Origin of the sequence: Dyadobacter jiangsuensis (genome assembly GCF_003014695.1) — a bacterium.
Lineage (GTDB): Bacteria > Bacteroidota > Bacteroidia > Cytophagales > Spirosomataceae > Dyadobacter > Dyadobacter jiangsuensis.
The window spans coordinates 208,044-228,903 of record NZ_PYAS01000003.1 but is presented as its reverse complement, the minus strand read 5'-3'; the positions used below and the strand labels follow the sequence as shown (position 1 = coordinate 228,903).

17 protein-coding genes are annotated in these 20,860 nt (G+C 52.9%); 6 read left to right on the top strand and 11 right to left on the bottom strand.

What is annotated here, in order from left to right:
* Nucleotides 1-93: 93 nt before the first annotated feature.
* Both CLV60_RS07015 and CLV60_RS34120 read left to right on the top strand, forming a co-directional pair.
* A complete protein-coding gene (locus CLV60_RS07015; RefSeq protein ID WP_106594664.1) occupies nt 94-1,008 on the top strand; it encodes a DMT family transporter in 915 nt (304 codons plus the stop codon).
* Between the two features lie 201 nt (nt 1,009-1,209).
* Nucleotides 1,210-1,668 carry a hypothetical protein gene (locus tag CLV60_RS34120; RefSeq protein WP_146151526.1) on the top strand — a complete coding sequence of 153 codons (459 nt, stop codon included), beginning with the start codon at nt 1,210-1,212 and terminating at the stop codon, nt 1,666-1,668.
* Between the two features lie 237 nt (nt 1,669-1,905).
* On the opposite strand, the gene CLV60_RS07005 is transcribed toward CLV60_RS34120, so the two are convergent.
* From CLV60_RS07005 to CLV60_RS06990, 4 genes are all read right to left on the bottom strand, one after another.
* Nucleotides 1,906-2,319 carry a rhodanese-like domain-containing protein gene (locus tag CLV60_RS07005; protein WP_106594662.1) on the bottom strand — a complete coding sequence of 138 codons (414 nt, stop codon included), beginning with the start codon at nt 2,317-2,319 and terminating at the stop codon, nt 1,906-1,908.
* A gap of 226 nt (nt 2,320-2,545) precedes the next feature.
* Entirely contained in the window at nt 2,546-3,133 is a 588-nt protein-coding gene (locus CLV60_RS07000; RefSeq protein ID WP_146151525.1) for a DUF6134 family protein, read from the bottom strand.
* Between the two features lie 316 nt (nt 3,134-3,449).
* Nucleotides 3,450-4,280, bottom strand: a complete 831-nt coding sequence (locus CLV60_RS06995) for a sterol desaturase family protein (RefSeq protein ID WP_106594660.1) — start codon at nt 4,278-4,280, stop codon at nt 3,450-3,452.
* A 354-nt stretch (nt 4,281-4,634) separates the two neighbouring features.
* Complete coding sequence (locus CLV60_RS06990; RefSeq protein WP_106594659.1) at nt 4,635-5,471, bottom strand: SDR family oxidoreductase; 837 nt, start codon at nt 5,469-5,471, stop codon at nt 4,635-4,637.
* Nucleotides 5,472-5,712: 241 nt separating this feature from the next.
* Between CLV60_RS06990 and CLV60_RS06985 the strand changes: the two genes are divergently transcribed.
* The 4 genes from CLV60_RS06985 (at nt 5,713) to katG (ending at nt 11,711) form a co-directional block, all read left to right on the top strand.
* Nucleotides 5,713-7,605 (top strand): hypothetical protein, encoded by a 1,893-nt coding sequence (locus CLV60_RS06985; protein WP_106594658.1) that lies wholly within the window; start codon nt 5,713-5,715, stop codon nt 7,603-7,605.
* Between the two features lie 97 nt (nt 7,606-7,702).
* A complete protein-coding gene (locus tag CLV60_RS06980; protein ID WP_229210856.1) occupies nt 7,703-8,278 on the top strand; it encodes a Crp/Fnr family transcriptional regulator in 576 nt (191 codons plus the stop codon).
* A 123-nt stretch (nt 8,279-8,401) separates the two neighbouring features.
* The gene (locus tag CLV60_RS06975) at nt 8,402-9,223 is read left to right on the top strand and encodes an SDR family oxidoreductase (RefSeq protein ID WP_229210855.1); all 822 of its coding nucleotides are present in this window, start codon (nt 8,402-8,404) and stop codon (nt 9,221-9,223) included.
* A gap of 214 nt (nt 9,224-9,437) precedes the next feature.
* Complete coding sequence (gene katG / locus CLV60_RS06970; protein ID WP_106594656.1) at nt 9,438-11,711, top strand: catalase/peroxidase HPI; 2,274 nt, start codon at nt 9,438-9,440, stop codon at nt 11,709-11,711.
* Nucleotides 11,712-11,766: 55 nt separating this feature from the next.
* Here katG and CLV60_RS06965 read toward each other — a convergent pair whose 3' ends face one another.
* Genes CLV60_RS06965 through CLV60_RS06935 form a run of 7 tightly spaced genes read right to left on the bottom strand, consistent with a single transcriptional unit; the run spans nt 11,767 to nt 20,785 of the window.
* Nucleotides 11,767-13,302: an AMP-binding protein gene (locus tag CLV60_RS06965; protein ID WP_106594655.1), complete on the bottom strand. Its 1,536-nt coding sequence runs from the start codon at nt 13,300-13,302 to the stop codon at nt 11,767-11,769.
* On the bottom strand, nt 13,283-14,296 hold the full coding sequence (locus CLV60_RS06960; protein ID WP_106594654.1) for a hypothetical protein: 1,014 nt from the start codon (nt 14,294-14,296) through the stop codon (nt 13,283-13,285). The genes CLV60_RS06965 and CLV60_RS06960 overlap by 20 nt, the downstream gene beginning before the upstream one ends.
* Complete coding sequence (locus tag CLV60_RS06955; protein ID WP_106594653.1) at nt 14,293-14,946, bottom strand: diacylglycerol/polyprenol kinase family protein; 654 nt, start codon at nt 14,944-14,946, stop codon at nt 14,293-14,295. Before CLV60_RS06955 ends, CLV60_RS06960 begins: the two co-directional genes overlap by 4 nt.
* A gap of 19 nt (nt 14,947-14,965) precedes the next feature.
* Nucleotides 14,966-16,063 carry a DUF3419 family protein gene (locus tag CLV60_RS06950; RefSeq protein WP_106594652.1) on the bottom strand — a complete coding sequence of 366 codons (1,098 nt, stop codon included), beginning with the start codon at nt 16,061-16,063 and terminating at the stop codon, nt 14,966-14,968.
* Nucleotides 16,060-18,540 carry a PEP/pyruvate-binding domain-containing protein gene (locus CLV60_RS06945; RefSeq protein WP_106594651.1) on the bottom strand — a complete coding sequence of 827 codons (2,481 nt, stop codon included), beginning with the start codon at nt 18,538-18,540 and terminating at the stop codon, nt 16,060-16,062. The genes CLV60_RS06950 and CLV60_RS06945 overlap by 4 nt, the downstream gene beginning before the upstream one ends.
* Nucleotides 18,540-19,511, bottom strand: a complete 972-nt coding sequence (locus tag CLV60_RS06940) for a UbiA prenyltransferase family protein (RefSeq protein ID WP_106594650.1) — start codon at nt 19,509-19,511, stop codon at nt 18,540-18,542. Before CLV60_RS06940 ends, CLV60_RS06945 begins: the two co-directional genes overlap by 1 nt.
* Nucleotides 19,508-20,785 (bottom strand): hydroxymethylglutaryl-CoA reductase, encoded by a 1,278-nt coding sequence (locus tag CLV60_RS06935; protein WP_106594649.1) that lies wholly within the window; start codon nt 20,783-20,785, stop codon nt 19,508-19,510. The genes CLV60_RS06940 and CLV60_RS06935 overlap by 4 nt, the downstream gene beginning before the upstream one ends.
* Between the last annotated feature and the right edge of the window lie 75 nt (nt 20,786-20,860).

The window sequence follows — 20,860 nt, the reverse complement described above, 5'->3', positions numbered from 1 at the left end:
GAAACAAAATTGCAAATTTGCCCTCAAAATCGAGGAAAAATTACGCCTGACCAAAATTAATTTTGCGCAACAATTTAATTCGATCAAAGTCAAATGCAGAATCAGGCGGGGAAGGGAATCGCTATGGTGCTGATGGCCGCCAGTTTGTGGGGTGTATCAGGCACATTCAGTCAGTTTTTATTTCAACAACAGCACATCAGCGTCGAATGGCTGATGTCGGTGCGGATGCTCATTTCCGGGATAGTCCTTGTGGCCATCAGCAGAGCCCGCAAAAATGCGGACACATTCGCACCGTGGAAGGACAAACGCGATGCGATCCGTCTGCTGTCATTCGGTATCCTGGGCATGCTCACCGTCCAGTATACCTATTTCGCGGCCATTAAACATTCCAATGCCGCCACCGCAACCATATTGCAGTTTACGAGCCCCATTATCATCGCCGTTTACCTGGCCGTGAAGTTCAAAAAGCCGTTGCGACCGCTCAATCTGGTGGCTATTGCCGTCGCCATGCTGGGCACATTCCTGCTGGTCACACACGGCAAACCGGGCGAACTGGCCATTTCGGGCACGGCGCTGGCCTGGGGCCTCGCCTCCGCCGTGAGCCTGGCGATGTACACCATCCAACCGGAATCGCTGCTCAAAAGATACCACGAAACCACCATCATCGGCTGGGGCCTCCTCATCGGCGGCATCGGCATCTCACTCGTTCGCGCGCCCTGGCACACCGACGGCATCTGGGACATGCACACCTACGCCTACACCACATTCGTAGTCCTTTTCGGCACGCTCATCCCCTTTTACGCCTACCTCACCGGCGTAAAGCTGATCGGCGGCCAGAAAGCCAGCCTCCTCACCTCCGCAGAACCACTCTCCGCCGCGCTGCTATCCGTAAGCTGGCTCGGCGTGCCCTTTCTTTTGATGGACTACATCGGCGCGGGGCTGATTATCTCGACCGTGTTTTTGCTCGCCATGGAGCGGGGTGTGGCATTGGAACCGCCTGCGGTGTGAGGATTGAGCAGTATTATCGCATCCTAATGAAAGGGAATATCAAGTAATTGAAGAGACGATAACTGTCTATGTCATCGCTGCAAAAGGGCATTACGACGATAAGTGAAATGTTATTGGTAGACCATCGCCAAAATTATCTTTTTCACAATTGCAGTGCGATTAGTAATCCTTTGGCGATTCATTATCGATAATCTATCACCCATGGCAATGATGGTCACTTTATATCCCGCACTTAATAGCAAGTATAGGGACTATATTAAAATAAATTACGGCAATATCTTCCTCAGAGATCCGGTCATTTTTACATTACCATCCTACCTTTACAGCTACTGGCTCTGCAAAAGGAAGGTAAAAATCAAAGGCGCCAGGAAAATATCCATGGAATTATCAGAGTTTGAAGAACGGCTAATGCCTATTCCGCGGATTGTTTCCACCAGCATAGTTGGATATAATTGTAAGTTCGACTTCGAAAAGCTGATTTCAATTGAAGATAAAATGGATCAGCAATTGATGGTATTAGATAAAATGCATTTGTCCGTGCTTAACATCGCAAAAGAATATGGTTGGGATAAGCGTGTTTTTGAAGATGTTTACAGCCAGACCTATGAAAATATCAAAAATGGGTCAATACCGGAGGAATTTTGGAATGTAAAAATATAATAGGGAAAACTGACGGTTAGATAGCCGGTGTCAATACCTACTTCACTCAATTTGCAAGGCAGTTTCCCCACATCAGCCCACAACACCCTACCCTTCAAACGCCCTCCGCCCACACCATCGGCCACAAGGTAATGCTGCGCGGAGGTCTGCACGTAAAGAAGCAGCAGTGCCACGAATATCACAAAGTTCTCGACCGGGGTCTGTTTCATCGATTTTCAGGTGAGAATAATGCCGGGATTATTTTCTGGATGCGCTGGTTTGCAGCTGTTCCGTCGGGAAGCCGTCGGCTTTCAGCTGCTCAAAACCGCCGATGTTGTAATAGGAATGAAAACCCAGTGTTTTCAGGGTATCGGCCGCCTTCCCGCTGCGGTTGCCCGAACGGCAGTAGAGGTATACCGGTTTGCTTTTATCGAGTTTGGCAATCTGCGCCTTAAAGTCGGGGCTGTTGAAATTGATATTGTGCGAGTATTGCAAATGCCCTCCGTCAAATTCCTCGGGCGTGCGTACATCCACGAGGTAGGCCTTTCCGGCCTTGATTTGCGCCAACGCTTGTGGGTCGGGTTTGACAATGTTTTTAGGTGCAGGTTGCTGCGCCTGCACGGCGGCGATTGTTACCAGGAACAAGATGATCAGGAATGACAGCTTTCTCATTGGAATATAAAAGTCTATTATTTTCATAGATTTAATATACAAAACTAGGACGTTAAAGCACCTAAAAACACCCTTTGCCCGCGACACACCCGGAAAATCCGGCATTGTACCACAAGCGTATCATCCGACGAAGACGACGATCAACTATCAAGTGGCTAACTTGGGTGGACAAAAGCATAGCGAACGATCATCAATATACGAAACCTGTTATTCCAAAACTCATGCATCAGAGCGGCCGCTGTTTTCGCACAATGTTGAGCTTGACGCCTGCCAGTTCCGTCACCACACGCACGCAATGCCCGTGCTCGTAGCTGTAAACACTCTCCTTCCCGTTGGGTAGCTCCACGCTGTAACTACCGTTCCCCAGTTTTCTGACCTTACACATGGCCCCGAACTTCTCGGAATACACGGCCTGTACCTGCGCCGGCTCCTTGTAATACAGGCCCGTGATCGTGTGTGCAATGGGCGCCACAACCTCCCATTTACGGTTACGGTCGGCCTTTTCCGACAAATCGAAACGGTAATGCTGTGCTGCGAGCTTCGTGGTAACGGTCTGCTCGCGCCGTTTGCCATTCACCGTTTGTTCGGTCAGTGAACTGTGCAGAGTACCCTCCGAAAACTGGTTTTCAGCCACAAAACTACCCGAGTAAAACGGTACGCTGAATTCCGCTTCGATCCGCTTACGCAGCCGTGCGCCGTCATCCTGCGGCAATACCCTCACCGAACCGATGGTATGCCCGGCCATGACCACATCAAACGTCGCCATTTGCGCATGCGCGACGAGCGAAGCCGACAGCAATAGTATTAGTAACATTTTTAGCATAACGGTCAATTTTAAAAATATAGAATGACCTACTCGCGTGGCGGTGTAATGTCGTTAGTAATCAAGAGACTGTGTATCGAAAATCCCTTCTGGGATGCAACAACCGAATACGCGATGCACTGTTGTTACATGCCCAAGGGCATTTTGAAACAGGTCCACCCGGCATTAAGCTACCAATATTACATGCCTCACGGCATTTAAACCGCGGCTCATCGCGACGCCCGTTCTCTATTCCGCAGAAATACATCTCCCGGATCAGTCATTCGGTCATTCACTCATTCACTCATTCACTCATTCACTCATTCACTCATTTAGACAGCTCGCTCCTCGCATCCTTCGACTTAAACAACGGATACCCCAGCTGCACATACCATGGCTCTTCCTGGTAATCTTCGAGGCCGATGTGCTCGGAAAACCGCCGGGTGATTTTGGCCGTACCAAAGAGCATATCCCAGATAAAGAACATGTTACCATAGTTTCCGTTAATCACGCCGATGCCATCGGCGTCGGTGGCGGCGTGGTGTGCGTGGTGCGTCGCAGGGGTGGAAATGGTGCGTTCGAGTACCCACATGACCGGGTGCAGCCATTTGATCGCGTAAAGCGGTTTGTCCCAGCGGACGCTCGAATGCGCCGAAATACCGATTAATGCTTTGAAAAAATAACCTATCAAAAACGCCTGGCCGAAACCGAGGAATATCAGGATCGTCGAAACAATGCGCGGCGGGAACAGCAGCAGGTACACCCACGAGTTGCGGCCGGTGAGGAACACGCTCATTTCGGGTGCGCTATGGTGCACGCGATGGCCCTTCCATAGCCACGTATACGTATGCGCGGCACGATGCCACCAGTATTGCGTGAAGTCTTCGAGCAATGCAGTAATGAGTACGCCTGCCCATAGCGGCACGTTTTCAAATACATTATAATAGTCGGCGAAGAAATAGTTGAGCACGTAGGCCGAGAGCAGGAAACTGAGCGGCCGCGTGATAACGCTCGACAGAAAGAGTCCCGCGAAATTGATATACCACTCATTTTTAGACCATTTCTCACTTTTATAAAGGCCTGTAAATGCTTCCGCAAAGCTGATCACCGCGAAAAGAATGAGGATTTCGTAATAAATATGGCTGTCTGTGAATTTCATGTTGCATAGAAAGTCTACGTCGCCTGGCTGACGGGCGACAAATGGAAAATGAAAAAAAGGGGAGCTTACCGGAGCTCTCCGGCATGTAGGGACTTAGCTAGCAACAACAACAACCTGCTCCATAAGAAGCAAACGACACAGCGACAGGCGCCGCTGCGGCGCGATGGCCGGATAAAGGGATACTATGGGTAGTTTTAATCGAACGCATATGCGATGTCGTTAATAAAATGGACACAGCTTCGGGTGGTTCTCAGCTCGATTGAATATCAGATTGCGTGCAAAGTTAATGCAACAGCCACTTAACTTCCAAGCATTTGAATAAAAAAGCATTTAAACTCTATGGACTTAATAGATTTATATCAGAACCGTCTCCGTCAGCGCCTCCGAAAATGCCCATAACTCACGTGCGAGTGCGCGGTTTTTCGCTTTGGCGGAAGATCTCGCCGGCTTTCCATTGGCGAAGTACTGCCCGGTTACGTCGTTCAGCTCCGGTGCCGTGGCCACGTGTACAATGCCTGCGGCGGCCTGTTCCGGCGTGCGGAAAAACGGTTTGAAAACCTTCATAAACCACGCGGTAGCCCCGTTGCCATTGCCGCCGAAACTGCTTGAAACCGTACCAGGGTGCACGGCGTTGGAAGTGATGCCGAATGGCGCCAGCCGCTCCGAAAGCTCATTGGAAAAGAGGATATTGGCCAGTTTGGAGCGCCCGTAAATCACCAGATCGTGGTAATGCGGCGGGTTGGCCAGCTTGGCCGTCTGGTACCTGAATGCGAAGAAATGCGCCTCGGACGCCAGGTTCACGACTTTCGCGGATTCTGCCGCTTTAAGCAAATCGATCAGCCCGGTTGTGAGCACAAAAGGCCCGATGTGATTGGTAGCAAAGGTCATTTCGATACCATCCTCAGTCGTTTGGCGGTGCTGGACAATGAGCCCGGCGTTGTTGATCAACAAATCAATCTGCTGATAATTGGCCCGGATCTCTTCCACGGCTTGCTTGACGGACGCAATGCTGGAAAGGTCGCATGGCACAAAGCCGGTGCTCACCGTATAGCCTATCTCCCGTTGCAGCTCACGGGCCTTTGCCTCGTTCCGGGCTACTAATATCAGATCATAGCCCCGTCGTGCGAGTTCGAGGGCGGTAAAGCGGCCGATGCCCGAAGTGGGCCCGGTAATCAGTGCTGTTTTACGCATTGAATTAAATGAAAATGTAGCAACTAATGCAATCGGGAATAACGGTGGCTCTGGCGCCTAAGGTAAGAAGGGAACCGGAGCAAAACCACAAATACCAGCCGCTTTATTTTAAAATAGAGCGCTTTCGACCGTTAAATCATTCGCATTCAGGCACGAAGGTAGGTTTTAGCACTAAACTACTTGTACAAATAATTTCTACAAATCTTTCCTTTCTATTTCAACATTTCAAACAAACTTTACAATGGACTTTATTCTTTGGAACAACAATAACGAGGGCGGCGGCAGCGATTCATACGCCGGTGCCCAGGGCCAGGAAAACATCGACGCCAACAATGATTCGCTGCAAACTTCCAGCGGTACATGGGTGATCGTCTTTGACGGAACGGAATACACCGGCAATGTCTGGAAAATAAATCCCGGTACGACCGAGGACGATCTCAACCATGTCAACCGGTACGATTCCTCCGGTAACAAGGTGGGCGTCTGGAAAAATGCGATCCAGAGCTTCATTATCTATAAACAAGAGCCGGCTTTCTGGAACAATTCGGCGTGGCCGAGTAAAAGTCAACTGATCCAGTTGCAGGAATACCAGGCGCTGTTTACCGAAAATGAAGATTTTGAAGGCGACAATCGCGTCTTTAACGGTCCGGACAACGAGGGATCACTCAGCGACATCGGCTATGCGAACGACAGCGACAAGATGAGCGGTACCGGAAGTGTGTCAGCGCTCAGAACGGGTAGCGGATCCTGGCTGATCATTTTCGACGACACCGATTTCAACGGGGATTTCCTCAAAATACCGCCGAGTATTACCTACTCCAATCTGAACGACGTGGAACGCTGCGACATCAACGGCACGAAGGATGGCGATTGGCAGGACCAGATCCGCTCCTTCCTCCTCTACAACTACCAGCCGGAATTCTGGAATACCCCCTACTCCCGCGCCTATGTCGACTTTTCGACGTTCTACGGCCTTTACCCCTACCCGACAAGCAGCGAGTCGGATAACAAGGTCGTTTACATGGTCGAAGACTCGACCTACACCGTGGATTGTCCTGACTTCACCGAGCAATCGGCCAAGCAGTCGCTTTCCAGCTATGACGACGACAATACGGCGAACCTGCCGGTCACCGGCTGGACAAAATACGGCATGAGCCTGACCCACGAAAACCCGGCACTAACCAGTGACGATACCTGCACATTCGATGCCTATTTTGACAACACGGGTACGCTTGTGTCCATCCAGCACTTCGATATGCAGCTGAACGGAGCCTACCAGATTTCCCAGGCGGTGATCGACACCGTCGATTTTGTGGCCTGGTACTACGGCACCACAGGAGCCCTGGAAACACTCGGCATCTCGGAGGAAGCCGCCGATGCATTTGTGGATGTGTTCGATTTTGTGACGGCCGCATTCAACAAGTTCTCGGCCGCTATTTATAAAGTATCCGACAACGGAGGCCAGTTCTACTTCCTGCCGGTGGTTTGCCACACGCTCAACCGTTTGTGTACGACCGTAGCCAAGCCATTCAATGCTTCCGTCTACACCAATTCGAACGATTCGCGCAAAAACTACTCGATGGCCTTCGACAATGACAGCTTCCCGGGCAGCCTGAGTTCCGTCATTTCGGGGTACGGCTCGGTACAAGGCTGGCAGCAGGAAAACAGCCTGGACGGCGGCACCTATCCGTTCGACCAGGCGGCAGAATACACCTACGAGTCGTACCCGTTCCGCACATGGTACCAGGAATCCTCCGTTTCGGCCCAGCTAGGCATATTCGTTTCCTGCAAACTCGACTACGAGATCGGGGACAATTCCAAAGACGACCACGTGATCCTGCTTCTCGGCTTCAAAATACCGGACACCACCGGCGACAAGCCGACGCTGACGTTCGCGCAAGCCACCGTTCAGTTCACCGACGGTTCCAACACGAACATCATGACACCGCCCTATAATAATGTTTCGTCGGGCACATCCTATTATACCTCGGATGTGATCGACTCCGTGTATAACTATATCCAGGGCCAGCTCTCGGGCGTGACCATGAGCAGCTCGCAGCAGGGCCGAAAATACCTTGCCGATGTTACCAAAGCCAATATGCAGGCGATCTGTGATTGCGTAAGTTTTAACTGATCATACCTCAATGCAGGAACCGGTCCCGGTTCGACCATGTCGAATCAGGACCGGTTTTTTCTATATTTGGTATATGCATACCGATTTTGAACATTACATGGCCTCCCAATCCGGCCTGCCGGGCGAAACGATCAGGCATATCAGCAGCCTGGCCACTTTGCGGCGCCTGCGCAAAGGAGAGGCCCTGCATTCCGCCGGGGACATATGCCGGCATAAGACTTTCATCGTCAACGGGCTGCTCCGGACCTATCATATCAAGCCGGACGGCAACGAGCATATTCTCCATTTCTCCCCGCAGCACACCTGGACGCTGGATGTGGAAAGTTACGACAAGCAGGCGCCGTCGCTGGTGAATATCGAAGCCGTGGAACGAAGCGAAGTATTGCTCTGGGCCAAGCCTGATTTTGACAAATTATTAAAAGACATTCCCGAGCTCAAAAGGTTTTCGGAACGACTCATTGCCGGCACGATTTACCATAACCGTAACCGCATCCTCACCATCCTGAGTGCCACGCCCGAAGAACGCTACGCCGATTTTATAAATACCCATCCCGATTACCTCGGGCGCCTGCCGCTACGGATGGTGGCTGCGTACCTCGGCATTTCCCTGAAAACCCTCACACGCATACGCCACGCACAGCTGCAACGCGAGGCAGGAAGTATGGTCAAATGACCTTGTTTGCCCATTAGCGGTATGTCAATTTTGCATCAAACAAAATTGAAACCAACATGCGTGTATTTGTAACAGGGGCCTCCGGATTTGTAGGCTCCGCCATTGTCAGGAAATGGTCATGAAGTGCTAGGGCTTGTACGCTCTGAAAAATCGGCCGAGTTACTGGCCGCCGCCGGCGCGACGCCGCTCCTCGGCGATGTGAATGATCCTGAAATGCTCCGCCGCGGCGTGGCGGAATCCGAGGCTATCATCCACACTGCCTTCAATCACGATTTTTCGCAGTTCAAAGCGAGCTGCGAGGCCGACCGGAAGGTCATTGAAACGCTGGGCCAGGCTTTGGCCGGTTCGGGAAAGCCGCTCGTTATCACTACCGGCATGGGTCTTTTGCGCTACGACCGGCCCGTCACCGAGGACGATGTACTGAATGCAAAGTCGGACGAAATCCCGCGTGCCGCCACCGACGAGGCGGCGAACGCCGTAGCTGCCCAGAGCGTGGATGTGTACCTCGTGCGCCTGCCTCCGAGCGTGCATGGCGCAGGCGACCATGGCTTTGTACCGATGATTATTGACATTACCAAAGAAAAAGGCGAGTCGGCCTACATCGGGGATGGCAGCAACCGATGGCCGGCTGTGCACAGACACGACGCCGCGGTGCTATACCGGCTGGTTGTGGAGCAGCGCCCGGCATTGAAAGTGCTGCATGCGGTGGCCGAAGAGGGCATTCTGTTCCGCGAAATCGCCGGGGCGATCGGTACCGGCCTGGACCTGCCCGTGGTAAGCAAAACGGGTGATGCCGCAGCAGCCCATTTTGGCTGGTTCCAGCATTTTGCAGGCATCGGTTGCATCGCATCCAGTGAAAAAACCCGCGCGGTGCTGGGCTGGAAACCCGGCGCACCAGGGCTACTGGAAGACATTGCTGTTGCCGGCTACCTGACCGTTTCGTAACGCCGCGCACATTCCGGAAATAGCTTTCGAAAAGTTCATGTGTGATCCGCCGCCTGCCTGGCAACCGCAACGGGCTGACACTGCGACGAAATAGATTTTCACTATCGAATCATAGAATTAATCGATTTTGACAATCAATTTCAGTATTATACCTTTATCCCGCTGCACAAATACCAGAGGCAGGCAATATGGTTTAACACATGAACTTATCGTAATGGAAAACGGATCAAACGACATTAGCAAATGTCCATTTCACAACGGGACACTGAATCACAATGTAGGCGGCGGCGGTACCAGGAACCGCGACTGGTGGCCAAACCAGTTGAAACTGAACATCCTGCGCCAGCATTCGTCCCTCTCCAATCCGATGGGAGAACAATTTGACTACGCCGAAGCGTTCAAAAGCCTCGATCTGGAAGCAGTTAAAGCAGACCTTCATGCACTGATGACCGATTCGCAGGATTGGTGGCCGGCCGACTTCGGCCATTACGGGCCGCTGTTTATCCGCATGGCATGGCATAGCGCAGGTACATACCGCGTATTCGACGGCCGGGGCGGCGGCGGCTCGGGCCAGCAGCGCTTCGCACCGCTGAACAGCTGGCCGGACAACGTCAGCCTCGACAAGGCCCGTCGATTGCTTTGGCCTATCAAACAAAAATATGGCAACAAAATTTCCTGGGCCGATTTGCTGATCCTCGCGGGGAACATCGCACTCGAATCCATGGGCTTCAAGACATTCGGTTTCGCCGGTGGACGTGCGGACGTTTGGGAAGCCGACGAAGACGTATATTGGGGATCGGAAAATACCTGGCTCGGCAACGACCGCCGTTATGCGCATGGCAAACCAGGCCTGGATGAGCAGGGCGTGGTATCAAGCGACGAGAATGCGAATGGCCAGACCCACTCGCGCCACCTCGAAGAGCCGCTTGGTGCGGCACATATGGGTTTGATTTATGTTAACCCGGAAGGCCCCGATGGTAACCCCGACCCGATTGCCGCTGCACATGACATCCGCGACACGTTCGGACGGATGGCGATGAACGACGAAGAAACCGTCGCATTGATCGCCGGTGGCCACAGTTTCGGTAAAACCCACGGTGCGGCTCCTTCCGATCACGTTGGAGCGGAGCCAGAAGGTGCCGATTTGGAACACCAGGGATTGGGTTGGAACAACAGCTTCGGTTCCGGAAAAGGTGCCGACACCATCACCAGCGGTCTGGAAGTGATCTGGACCACCACGCCTACCCAATGGAGCAACAATTTCTTCGAAAACCTGTTTGCATTCGAATGGGAGCTTACCAAAAGCCCCGGCGGCGCGCACCAATGGGTAGCCAAAGACGCTGGCGACATTATCCCGGATGCGTACGACAGCGCCAAAAAGCACCGTCCTACCATGCTGACCACCGACCTTTCGCTCCGCCTCGACCCTGCTTATGAGAAAATTTCAAGACATTTCCTTGAAAACCCGGACGCGTTCGCCGACGCATTTGCACGTGCGTGGTTCAAACTCACGCACCGTGATATGGGCCCGCGTGCCCGCTACCTGGGTGCGGACGTACCTGCGGAAGTGCTGATCTGGCAAGATCCGATCCCGGCGGTAGACCACGAACTGGTAAACGACAGCGATATCGCCGGCCTGAAAGCCAACATCCTGGCATCCGGCCTGAGCGTATCCGAGCTGGTTTCCACAGCCTGGGCCTCGGCATCGACATTCCGCGGATCCGACAAACGCGGTGGTGCAAACGGCGCACGTATTCGCCTAGCTCCGCAAAAAGACTGGAAAGTGAACAACCCCGCACAACTGCAAAAGGTACTCGGCACGCTGGAAAGCATTCAGCAGGAGTTCAACAGCACGCAGGCAACGGGTAAGAAGATTTCACTCGCCGACCTGATCGTGTTGGCTGGCGCAGCTGGCGTAGAGAAGGCCGCACAAGATGCCGGCCATGCCATTACCGTTCCATTCACGCCTGGCCGGGCGGATGCAACGCAGGAGCAAACCGACGTTGAATCAGTAGGTTACCTCGAACCGATCGCCGATGGCTTCCGCAGCTACCGCGGTGCGAAATTCAGCGCGATGACCGAAGAGTTACTGGTAGATAAAGCCCAGTTGCTGACGCTTACCGCCCCTGAAATGACAGTACTGCTGGGAGGTTTGCGGGTATTGAACACGAACTTTGACGGTTCCAAAAACGGGGTATTCACGCAGCGTCCGGGTGTGCTCACCAACGATTTCTTCGTGAACCTGCTGGATATGAACACGTCATGGAAAGCGATGGGGCAAGACAGAGAAACCTACCTGGGAACCGACCGCGCCAGCGGCCAACCCAAATGGACAGCAACCCGTGCCGACCTCGTATTCGGATCGCACGCCGAGCTCCGGGCAATCGCCGAAATATACGGCAGCTCCGATTCCGGCGAGAAGTTCGTGAAAGACTTCGTGACGGCATGGAACAAGGTCATGAATCTGGACCGGTTCGATCCGGCCTGATTGATTAATTCACCGTGAACAAAAAGCCGGCTGGGAGGTATCTCAGTCGGCTTTTTTAATGCCTGTGCGACAGAGAAAGTCTCAGCTTTTCGTAATCAATTTTAGAATTGTGCCGCGGGTCTCTCGGAATTTTAGGAATAAAAATAACATCCCCGAATGCCTCCGGCAACGACTTGATCGCTGACGCGACAGCATCCCGCTGAGTGTTGTCATTGAGCTCAACAACCGCTGTAAGCTCGCCGTCGACCTGCATCACCGTCCCCATTTCCACTCCATTGATCGACTGAAAGTGGTTTTCAAACAAAAATGTGGATAGCAGCCCGTTCGGTGTGCGGATAAGTGACGCGCACCTGCCGGTAAGGAACAGGTTGCCATCCAGGAAACCGCTGTCGCCCGTGCGGTGCCAGCATTGGTTTCCCACGAAAATCTTGTTACGCTTTAATGCCTCCGCGTTATTCAGGTAATCCCGCAGCACATGCTTTCCCGCAACGATAATCTCCCCGATCTCGCCCAGTGCAACTTCCAGCCTCGAAAGCGCTTCCTCATCGGTCGCGGTAATGCGATCATCGGTGATCGCGATGATTTTCACCGTCGCCGCCGACTCTACTTTCCCTACATTCAATCCCCTGGCTGTTTCGGAGGCAATCAGCTCGTCGACAGCTATCATGCTCATCGGTTCCGCTTCGGTTGAACCGTACACAATGCCGATATGTGCCTGCGGGAATGCCTCCCGGTAAGCGCGGGCCTCGGCTGGAAATACCGGCGCACCGCCAGTGAGTATTTTTTGTATTGTATTTAAAAACAATGCATTACCCTTTAAATACCGCGACAGTTGCTTGACAAAAAATGGCGATGCAATGATAGACGTGACGCCTAATCGGCTGATCTGGCCCGCGATGCGCTCCGGCTTCATGGTGTCGGGCTTACGCGGATTAAAATCGGCGATTACCGACGTAATGCCGGCGCCGAGGTTAATCAGTAAGACAATCGGTAAAACCGGCATGCAAATATCTGCCGGAGCGGGATCGATGAGCGGGATCAGCGCCTGGAATTGCTCAAAAAGCAAACCATGCGTCCGGATAGCCGCTTTGGGCGTGCCTGTGCTGCCGGTTGTAAAGGTAATGAGGGCAGTGTCCTCCCGAACGGTCTCAGGAAACGGCGGAAGAGCCTGGTCTGTATCGTATTTCAAACCCAAATGCAGCGGAATTGACCGCAGACCAGGCAAAAGCCGGGCCAGTACACGCCCCTTGAACGTCCCGATAAATGCAGCGCATTGCGCCAGCCGGCAGCATTCGACGAGTCGCTTCACGCTCACCCATTCGTCCAGGAAAACCGCCACCGCACCGATCCGGAACAGTGCCAGTACGGTCCGGTATAGGTCGTCGCTCATGGGCACGAATACGAGCACGCGGTCGCCCTTGCGGATACCCTTGCGCAGGAAATGGGCGGCGGTCTGCGTTACGGCCGTTTCGAGCTCGCCGAATGCGATACGCTTTTCACGGTAAATGATCGCGGGTTTACCGGCGTTTACACGCGCCGCCAGATGAAAAAGATCGACGATATTGAACCGGTCAGGCGAGGTGTTTTCCATACAAAACGTAGTTCCTGTAATGGGTACCGGAGAAATGCGTAGATAATTTCGTGGAAGTACCCTGCTCATAAATGAACGAATGAATGGCACTGGTATAGCCCAATTCCACGGCTTTGTGGTAAATCAGATTACCGATCACATGCCCCAGCCCTTTCCATTCCGGTGCCGGATGCCGGGCAAGCGTCTTGACAATCAGCGTTTTGTTCTGTGTGTTGCAAAAATCGTGGATACAGAAAAAGTAGCCGACCAGGTTACCCGCTTTATCCTCGGCCAGCAGCGTGAGGTCGGGATTGATATAGGCTTTCGTTTGCAGATATTTCTTCAAAAAGGTCTCCCGGCTGATGGGTGTGTAAAGAAAATTAGTCTTGAAAGCCAGCAGATTAAACTCATAAACCCGGCTGATTTCCGCCTCAAAATCGGACAGGTCAATCGATCGGATCGTCACCCCCTCGGCCATTAGCTCCTCCGCACGGGCTACGATTTCCGGATTATCCAGCTCCATTCCGCGGTCGATGTTGCTGTAATACTGCGCTATCGGCGCTAAACCAGCATCTTTGAATTGCTGGTTGTAATATAAATGATGGTGCGGCTCCGTAAAGAACAAAGGATTTTCATGATCGGCCAGGAAGCGGTAACCCTCCCAGGTACTGCCGTTCATGGGGCCTATCACGTACGTACCGCCCCAATTTTTGACGGAATCCATAATATGCGTCAGCAACGCCGAAGCATACTCGTCACGATCAGCACATTCGTAATTCCCGACAGAAAACGCACGCTGCCCGGCATACTGCATCAGCGGATTATCGTAAATACTCGCCCGTGCAACGACATTCCCGCCATCTTTTACCAAAAAACAGGCTCTCAGGAAGTCGGTCGGAATAGTTTCGGGTATTTTGAGTCGGATGCTGTCGGGCGGATAAATGCGTCCGGGCAGATCCGTAAACAAATGAAAATCGGGACGGCCGGGGCCGGTTTCTGTGATCGCGATCGTCATAACAGGCAAAGGGTTGATACTACACTTGCGGGAATCGTGAGGTTATCCATTCCTTTGACACCCAGCGCTTCCGCGACCGTTGCGATGGCAGGCACCAGCAGAATCAGCAGCATGCCGGAATGTGCATCGTTGAATGCCGAAACGGTAAGGGCCGTTACCAGCAACGCCGTCGCAAAAAATGCCAGCGAACCAGCTACCGATTTACCGCCCCCCATCACCTGGTATTTCCCAAAAGGAAACCGCTTCCCGACCAGCGCCGCAACCGGATCGCAAATGGCGAGGACCAGGATAGGCAGGTAGAAAACGATGAGGCCCCTGCTCGCCATTTGAAATACCCAAAAAAGCAGGTAAACGATAATGGGAAACAGAATGCTGCCGTACGAAAAACGATCAATGGCATTGATGGATGGCAGCCAGCCGAACTTCAAACTGGCCAGCAGAATCACGAGAAAACTGGCGCACAGAAACAACACCTGCCAATGACTGACCAGTACCACGGGAAAAAGCAATGTGAGCAGCCCGGTACCAATGTGTACGATCTTGCGCGTCCATTCAGCCCGGACCTTCCCGAAATGATACAGTAATTCGGCCAGGCCAAAGAGTGCGAGGAAACAGCATGCGAGAATAAGCGGAGGAATGATTTCTTTCATAGCTATGCATTGGGGCACATTACCGAACAACCTGGTCAACAATGAAGCCCTTGTAAAAGAAGCCTTTATCCATGGCCGTCAGGCGTTCGGATTCGGTGTGTAAGTATTCGACGTTTTCAGGTAAAATCTGCGAAATCCGGCGCGGTACCATCAGGTTCCAGTAGCCCAGCCTGCCGTCCTGTTCCGTGCCGGCGATGAGTGTACGTGCCGTTTCCCGGAACAAACCGGCATCCATATATTCAAAAATATCGGATAGGTTCATGCAGTGAAACTTCCCGTAATGCGCAATGGCCCCCTGGGCGTAGCATTCCTTCAAATGCAGGCGGTCGATGTTCGCACGTACCCTCGGATAATGCTCTTTTTGCAGGTAATGCGGTAAAAGGCCGTCAAAGCCGCCGGTAAGCGTGTATCTCAAAATGTAATTGTCCTGCGCGGCCACCGAGGCAAGCTGGGCCGCGGCCTTCTCAAAAATAAACTTCGAAACCGACCCCTGAACCTGTTTCTGAAACTCGGGATCACGCCCGTATTTCCCCATCACATACCTGCTGAAAAAAATACGGAACAGCAGCCGCCAGCGCCAGGTATTCCATTTGTTTTGATAAAAATAAACCTGTTCCTCTGCCGTTTTGGCTTCAAAAAGCGCTTCCACCACGCGCCGTGAATGGATCCAGGGCAATATCCGCCCGCTGAAAAGTTGAAAATACCGTTCGAACTTCCCCTGGTGAATGACGCCGTTGGCAATCAGCGCCAGATTCGACTCCCAATAGGCCCGGGTGGCGCTGCTCAGTTGACTTTTCAAACCCTGAAAGTATTGCAAACGCCTCTCCGACGGCCTGAATCCGAGAAAGCCCAGCACCTCCTCCCATTCCAGGTTTTGAATGCAAACCTTCTTCAATTCAATCAAAAACAGCTGCGTGGGGTTAATATCGACCGCCGCGACCAGTTCGGGATCCGTAACCAGGAAAGAAAAGCTGTTGTCCCCCGCTGAACCGATCGAAAGCACCTTGCTGCCGGGCGCGGGCGAAAGGCCAGCCAGCAGAATGTCCGCATCCTCCCAGCAGTTGGCGTACCGGATAATATCAAAATTGACCCTCTTTGTTAAATCCTCTTTCGTCATCGGGAAATAGTCCTGATTATGCCCGTACTACCATCCATTTCAATTTCATCTCCTGTTTTAAGGCTTTTTAAAAGGCCGGTTACCCCCACAATGCACGGCTTGCCCATTTCGCGGGAAACGATCGCCGAATGGCTCAGCAGGCTTCCCCGCTCCACGATAATGCCCGATGCGCCCGGAAAGAGGGTAACCCAGCCGGGGTCGGTACTGGTGGTCACCAGGATGTCGCCGTTCAGTGAAGGCACTTCCGCGGGATCGGCCACTACCCTCACCCGCCCTGTTACCCGCCCAGGGGAACATCCTATGCCTTTCAAATCGCCCTCGGGCATTTCGACCCGGTCGATGTTGAAAAAATCGTTGCCGTTGTACGGCACGCCATAAGTGGCAAACCGTTCCGAAAGCGGGCCCAGCTCCCGATAACCCTGAAAAGCCTTTTGCCGCAATGCCACGAGCGCTTTGACGTCCTGCGTCACCGCCGTGCCTTCGATCTGGCTGAAAATCTCTTCTTTCGTGAGGTAAAAAACGTCCCTCGCATTGGTGAGGAGCCCATCGGCATAAAACCGCTTCCCTATGAAGGTAAAAATCTCCCGCACGATCCCGAATGCGCGCGTACGCTCGTAGCGTAGGTTTTCGCGGGCGCTCACGAGCTCGCGCGTGTAGTGGAGCGTGAGCCGCATTTTCAACCTGCCTATGGTTTTACCTTTCAAATGCGTGGCTATTTCCCGCTGGGCGTTCGTGCGGATCATGCCTTCCCGCTCACCTGAAAACTGTGCGTTGGTAATGCCCGTTTCCACGTAGGATTTCAGCACTTTTATAAACCGAGCCGGCTCCTGACCGTACGAGATTGTTTCTAGTTTCAACTCCCCTACGCAGCGCTCGCCGAAATCGGCGATGTAGCGGTCGATATCGGCTCTTAGGCCAACGAACTCCGGATCGTTGCTCAGGCTCAGCATTTCGTGGATAGCCTGCTCATTTTTTGTCATAAACAAATCCTTCAACGCCGGAACCGCTGCAATGCGGGCCGCAATGGCAATGCTCCGATGCACAGGCTGCACGGAAATAATGTCGTTGCTGCCGCACAGGAGGTCGTTATGGAGATTCGGGTTGGCACTGCCGGAAAGCTGCCCGCATTGCTTTTGCAGCATTCCGAACCAGATCATCGCAAAAAAGTCGTTCAGCAGGGGCGCCTTCCATTCGAGCAGGAGTTTGCGTTCGAAGTTGAGGTACAAATGCATGAGTTCATCGGCGCTTTTCTCCGCGAAAGGGATTGCCTTGTATTCGTTGATCGTCCCCTCGACGAGCTGCATAAACTCCCGTCGCTTCCCGGGCAAGGCTCTGAACCGGAATAGCATTTGTACCGCCATTTTCAAAATGCTCCACCAGGCCTTCCCTTTTGGCAAGCGGTAGGAATCCGGGATATCGAATTGCTCCTTCACCCCCATCATTTTCTCCATGTACCGGGCATTGATACTGTAACCCGGCAGCATGGCCAGCATATGATACCAGGTTTTGAGGTTATAGTAAACCCGGCCGTTCAGAAAACCGAGCGTATTGGCAAACACCCTTTCATTTTTTTTGATAACCAACTCACTAACACCCAGATAGGCACTAAAAAGCTTATAGGCCGTTTCGTAGGATTTGCTGATAAAAGAAAAGGTCAGCGGAGTGGTTACGCCTGGATACGATTCGATGATATTACTGTTATCCCAAAGAATGTAGTTCCCCTCGGGCTTTGCTTTCAATGTCGTAATGGGCCTGGTTTGAAGCAAAAATATCTGATCATTTCTAACTGCAAACTCGATGTCCTGCGGGTGGCCCAGCTCCTTTTCGAGCGATTCCAGTATCTGACCGAGCCGGTAAATCTGCTCATTGGTAAGCGCTGGCCCGGCTTGCTTTCCATCCGCCAGATTAGACTGTATTTCAGCACCTTCCAACAAAAACTCATCGGCATTCACCTCACCTGAAACCAGGCGATCGCCCAGGCCGGGCACCGCATTAATGACCTTCTGCTGCCGGTTGCCGGTCAGTGGATTAGCCCCGAATGCCACACCGGCCGCATCCGCGTCGACCATCTCCTGCACAATCACCGCCACGCCACCGGCATCGGAAAGCCCATGATGCTTCCGGTAGGCCATTACCCGTTTCGAAAATGCCGATTGCCGGACATCCGCAATCCGCGCAGCCAGTTCATCCGGCGTCACGCCGAGGTAACTTTCAAACTGCCCCGCAAACGAAAACGCCGCACCGTCTTCCCCGGCCGCTGACGAGCGCACCGCGAAATAGCGCGTTCCTTCAAAGGCGCTCAGCAGCCCGGTAACCAGTTCAGGCCCGGAAATATCCGCCCGCAAAGTTTCCCACGGGATCACCACAAAGTGCGGTACCGGCAAGCCGAGTTGCTTCAAACGAAACAGGTTTCCTGCCTTGCCGCCAATGGTGACGCCGGTCGTTTTGTGGGGTTCTGTGTCAGAAATGAAATGCATCAATGGAATAGCAATTTTGAGATCATCGGCCCGGCACCCAGCGTAAGGTACATAGCGATCGTCCAAAGCGCCGACGCATATTCGATCATTTTTGATTGTTTTGTCGTCCTGGCCTTCCAAAACAGTATGGCCGGCAAGGCGCAAACGAGAAATACAACACCCAAAACCGCCAGCACCACGTACCCATAACCTGCAAATACCGAAGCGGCCATGCTGAGCAACAGGGTTACCGCTAACACGGCAAGCCACAAACCAATGGCCCTGGGCACCCCCAGCATGGAAGTGTAGGTAAGCACTCCTTCCGATTCCTGTTGCGGGGCGCGGATCTTGCGGCCTACTTCCAGCACAATACCATTCATATAAGATACGGCAAAAAAGAAAAACAGGCCTTCGGGCGCCTTCTGGCCGGCCAGGAGCCAATCGAGGCCGCTGGCATAAATATCAACGAGCGGGATAATGAACATATGGGATGTGACATACCAGAACTGATGCTTTTTGAGCCACTCGGCCACAAAAAACTCTTTCCCCATCAGCGACAGGTACCCGATGACCACCGCATAGATCCAAAGCATTTTGGGGAAGAAAACCAGGTTCACGAGGATTTGCGCAATAGCGACCACGATACCCGTTACCGCCAACTCGCGGAATGTGACGAGTCCGCGGGGAATGGGCAGCTCTTTACGGAAACGGGCGTCATCTTCCGCGTCCTTGAACTCGTCGAATATCCTGACCAGCAGGAAAAGGGATATGGTCGTAAAAATCCCGACTGCGAATGTTTTAATATCTACAAATCCCTCAGCGCCCCGGCATATCCGCGAATAGGAAATCGCCGAGAAGCTGAATGCCGCCACGAGCAAGCCATGCCCCAGCAGCGGAAACCGCTCTTTTTGGTAAATATAAAACCGGCGGAAAAACGGTGCGTTGTTCTCCCCGGCATTGCTGAATGCATTTCCCTGGGCCGGTAGATTCATCTTTTACGGCCGAATTTCTGGTGTGCGGCTGTGAACCGGCCCGCCGAAAGCGCCGCCGCAATGGATATTTCGCCCGCGAGTACCAATGCGCCGCATATTTCGGCAAACTTCCGGGTTTTGCCGGCACCGGCGCAGCCGATCAGTTCGAGGCATTCTTTTTGAGTGGGGAGTGCAGTTCCGCCGCCGACCGTCCCGACGATCAGATTGGGCAGCGTGACCGACACATACAGGTCGCCGTCTGCCGTAAGTTCCATGCGTGTAATGCCGACCGAAGCCTCCGAAACGCAGGCCACATCCTGACCGGTGGCAATGAACAATGCCGTGAGGCCGTTGGCATAATGCCCCTGCGCACCGATGGAGCCGCTTTGAATGGTGCCGATCGTCGACGATCGCCAGTATTCCGCCATGTGTTCCGGACTCGTTTTGAGTACGTCGTGTACGATTTTTTGCGAGAGTGTGATTTCGGCAGTGACCTTCTTGCCCCGCACATTTGCGAACGACTGCGAAGTCGCCTTTTTATCGCCTGAAAAATTGCTTTCGATAAACCAGAACTTCGGCTGTACCGGTGCATTTTGAATGATGTACCGGCAAATGGCGTCGGTACAGATCGTCACCATGTTCTGCCCGGATGCATCGCCCGTATGATATTCGAATGTGAGAATAAGGTGGTTGCCTTCAATATTGGATTTCATGTCGATCAGCTTCGCGTAGCGGCTGGCCGACTCGGTAATGCGGCGGAATTCTTCGAGCTGACTAATGATCCAGACCAGAAAAGTGCCGAGGTTGCCCAGGTTATCAAACTTAAAAACCGGCGAGCGCTGCACTCCGTCGATCAGACACACCGACGTTGCGCCTCCTGCCAGGTAACATGCGCGCGCACCGCGGTGGTACGACGCGAGCAAGCTGCCCTCGCTCGTTGCCAGCGGTATGTAAAAGTCGCCTTTCGCCATGGACCCGAGCACCGACACCGGGCCGATCACTCCAGTGGGTACCATCGACATTCCGATATAGTTCTCGATATTCCCTTCCAGCCTTGAAACATCCGAAAACTGCTGCTTTCCGCTCAGATAGGGGAAATCATGGTCCGTTTTTTCCAGAAGAAATGCCAGCCGCTTCCTGATCCCCTCGACCGATACCGGTATTTCGGAGGGTAAAGTTTCGGGCAGCGATTTACTTAACGGCTTATTTTTGATCTCGTCCAGAAGCTGTTCAAGGTCTTGCAGGGCGCTCATTGCGTGGAGCGCCTTTTTCGTAGTTTCACTGGTTGAAGACATAGGATAGACAAGTAATTGATAGCAAAGGGCTTGCACCAACAGGCATATCCATTGGCAACCGCTAACATACTAAAT